Origin of the sequence: Bacillus cereus group sp. BfR-BA-01310 (genome assembly GCF_022664325.1) — a bacterium.
Taxonomy (GTDB): Bacteria; Bacillota; Bacilli; order Bacillales; family Bacillaceae_G; genus Bacillus_A; species Bacillus_A paramycoides.
On record NZ_JAKUHD010000066.1, the window covers coordinates 1 to 3,367 of the forward strand.

Genomic DNA, 3,367 nt, shown 5'->3' on the forward strand with positions numbered 1-3,367 from the left:
TCTTTACAATTTCTATTAAGTGCTCACGCGTATCACGATGCTTAGGAGATTCCTTAGCAAGCTCTGAAAATGTGATTTTAAACTCAGCTAGCACACTTTGAAAATGAAGAATTTCCTCCTTACGGTTACTATTTTCCATCTCTTTCATATACTCCGTAAGAGATACTTGCATTTCTAACATTTCCTCTTGCTTATCTTCTTTTAAAAAGACAAGATTATGCTTAGACTCCTTGCGTATATAGTCAATTACGTCTCTTTTTATAAGAAGATCCGCAAAAGCTAGAAAAGATTTTCCTTTTGTATATGAATACTGTTCAATTGCTTGGTTAAACGCAAACAATCCAATACTATATTCATCATCCTGTTCTGTAATATATCGGCGGCAGACAGACGAGATTGATTTTCTAATAAAAGGTTGATACTGTACGATTAAAGCTTCCTTATCTCCTCCGTTGTTTTGTATGTTATATACCATATCTTCTATTTTCGTTTTTCTTAAGATCTTCATTACTAAACTCAACACTTGTAATCTCCCTCCCTCCTTCTGCTTTAAATAGCAAAATGGTCACTAAACAAGTGACCATTTAACCACATTTATTCAGTACTTTCCTTTAGACTTGTCTTCTTGCTGTTGTTCATATTTTTCGAAATCGACTTTTTTCATCATTTTCTTGATGATTATTATTTTCTATTTGCGCTAGAGTTAAGTCTGCATTTTCATCTACTCTCTTATTTTCTTCCGCTTATTTCGCTTGCTCTTTTTCTATTTTAGCTACAATCTTTGAATAACTCTTCTCTATATTTTTGATAATTTCAGCTTTTGCTTTCGGTTTCCCCACTGAATCTAGTAATTTTACTAATGCTTCAATGTTGTTTCCGATGTGTACTTTTACTTTCATTGCTTCTTTTTCTTCTTTAACAAAAAGCTTATCTTACTTCCTTTAGTCTTCTATCGCTTTTTTCTAATGTATCTTGTGCAAAATTACCCTTTAATAGTGTTTTTTCATAATCATTTTTCTTCCATTTGCTTTCTTCACTATACATATTCGACGGAACAAATTATTTTATGGGGGCCAAAAAAATATTTTTATAAAATAGCTATTTATTTCAAAAATAAAAACCATTAATTTGAAAAAAGATTAATCAAATTGATGGTTTTCTTGTAATATTTTATTAATTTTTTATCGTTTTCTGACAGAAGACTCCTTCCCCAAAAATGTGATGATGTGAAACACCAATTTTAGGCGGGAGATGAATGTCCGTAGGCGTAAGCCTACGTTTTTTTGCACCAGAACCCGTCTTTGAATACGTAGTAATGAAAAATGAACCAAAAGGTGTACCTTTTGAAACATAAAATAAGACCGAAGAAATTAAAAGTCAATCGATTTATTACTGTTTTTTGAATATTTAGCAAAAAATCACTAATATGTTGTAAAATTTAGGTATACAATAAATTTATATAGGAAAGAAGGAATATTCATGTCCAATAATTATATAATCGCAAAAGACGAACTTTTTTATAAAAAACGTTTTTACAATGTATTAGCTTCAACTCCTCTTGTAGTCATTTCACTAATAGCTATATATTTATTAGATTTTGGATTAATTAATTTTGTAATCTTAACTGGCATTGCAATAATGACTTTAATAATTCAGTTCATTTATTATTATTCAAACTGGAAAAAACTTCTCAAGTGACTTTGGTAGGTTTCAAGATATATTGACTATTGATAAGTGGAGTTATGTTAACTTAGATAAGCAACCTTATTTATAACTTAAAAACTGAAAATTCATGATATAATAGACTTGCTAATATCCATAATTTAGAAAAAGAATATTAGGAGGGAATTTATGCAATCATTTGTTGGACAAAAAATAATTAATTATAAAACAATAGACAAGTTGTTTCTAACTTTAATTTTACTATCGGCTACTCTAACTTTTAGCATCGATCAATATTTATATGTTACATTCTTCTTATTAGGGATTATGTTTATATATAGAAGCATAAGAGATTTTAATTTAAATGCTTCATATATAATTATTGGCTTTGAGTTAGTATTAGGTGTATTTTTAACCATATATATGGCATTTAATTATTTAGTTGCTTAGATGAAAATATAAAAAAGAATATCGCCTTTAAAGGTGGTATTCTTTTTTATATTAATGAGATGTTTTTTATTTAAAAGTTCCTTGTTCTCTTTATTTACAGTATTTTGAATATATACTTTTGTTTCGTAAATTGAGGATATCAGGGGGATTGGGATGAAGTCAATGTTTTAGGGGGAATGAGTGTAAACTAAGGGTTAAAAGTTTACATTCGATATTTTAAACATTTATAACTAAATTTGTAATAATTTTCTCAATATAGATACAGATGTTATATATGGTTTTTATATAGAGAATTAACAGAAAATATAATAATATAAAAATTAAGATGGTTTCTGTCACTTGTTTTTCCCTTATGCTTAAGATAAGATCGTATTCGCCGGTCTTATCTTTTTTTATTTGTTGTTGGTTTTGAATAAAGTTTGATTCAAAGTATGCTAAAAATGTTGTTTTTATTAAAGAAGAACTCTTCATATTTTGAAAAAAGATTAGTCAAAAATAGATTCATTGTTGTGAATTAGTGTACAAATATTATAAAAAAGTTTGACCATTTTTCTTGTAAAACTTACTACAACAATATATGAATATCTTTGACTGTTTTTGTAATTTATTGTAAAATAATATACATAGAAAGGTATTTTAGGGGAAATATAGAAAGAGTATGCCTTTCAGCTTTTAAAGGGCTAAAGCATATCCTTTTTGTTATTTAAAGGGGGAGAAAGAAAAAAGTATGAAGGATTTAAAAAGAAAAAGTATTTATGTTTTATTAATAGTTATAGCAATTATGGGGTTAAGTGCTTGTGGTAAAGATCCATCAGATGATTTGCAATCTAAAAAGTGGAATGTCGTTGCTACCAATGGCGAATCATATACAGGAGAATTCGCTAAAAATACGGTTTCTTTCAAGATAGGAGCTTTCACAAGAGGGTTTACATATAAAATTAACAAAGATGAAATTAGTTTAGAAGAAGATGGGAAAGAGCCAATTGTATTTGAAATTAAAAAAGATGGTGATGAATATAAATTTAAGGCAACGACTCCAGCTATTAAAAAGAAATTTGGAGATTTGACGTTATCACCAAGTAAATAGTAAATGAAAAGTCGAGATAAAACTCTGTAATAATTTTACAGAGTTTTTTATTTGGAATTATTTAAGGGGTACCGCCACATCGCTATCAAGCTAAGCTCATACAACGTCAATCATAGTAGGGGTTGCTTCTTTTTTCTAAAGACCACGTGTAGGGAATTTAAAGATTTG

General features: G+C 28.4%; 5 protein-coding genes. 3 read left to right on the forward strand and 2 right to left on the reverse strand.

What is annotated here, in order from left to right:
- Positions 1–523, reverse strand: a 523-nt coding sequence (gene sigI / locus MR109_RS29480; RefSeq protein ID WP_242274844.1) for an RNA polymerase sigma-I factor, incomplete at its 3' end; no start/stop codon positions are given.
- Positions 524–743: 220 nt separating this feature from the next.
- A complete protein-coding gene (locus MR109_RS29485; protein ID WP_186375748.1) occupies positions 744–899 on the reverse strand; it encodes a hypothetical protein in 156 nt (51 codons plus the stop codon).
- Positions 900–1,479: 580 nt separating this feature from the next.
- On the opposite strand from MR109_RS29485, the gene MR109_RS29490 reads away from it, so the two are divergent.
- The 3 genes from MR109_RS29490 (at position 1,480) to MR109_RS29500 (ending at position 3,199) form a co-directional block, all read left to right on the forward strand.
- Positions 1,480–1,698, forward strand: a complete 219-nt coding sequence (locus tag MR109_RS29490) for a hypothetical protein (protein ID WP_242274845.1) — start codon at positions 1,480–1,482, stop codon at positions 1,696–1,698.
- A gap of 153 nt (positions 1,699–1,851) precedes the next feature.
- Positions 1,852–2,112 carry a hypothetical protein gene (locus MR109_RS29495; protein ID WP_242274846.1) on the forward strand — a complete coding sequence of 87 codons (261 nt, stop codon included), beginning with the start codon at positions 1,852–1,854 and terminating at the stop codon, positions 2,110–2,112.
- Positions 2,113–2,839: 727 nt separating this feature from the next.
- Entirely contained in the window at positions 2,840–3,199 is a 360-nt protein-coding gene (locus MR109_RS29500; RefSeq protein ID WP_071721362.1) for a hypothetical protein, read from the forward strand.
- Positions 3,200–3,367: the final 168 nt, after the last annotated feature.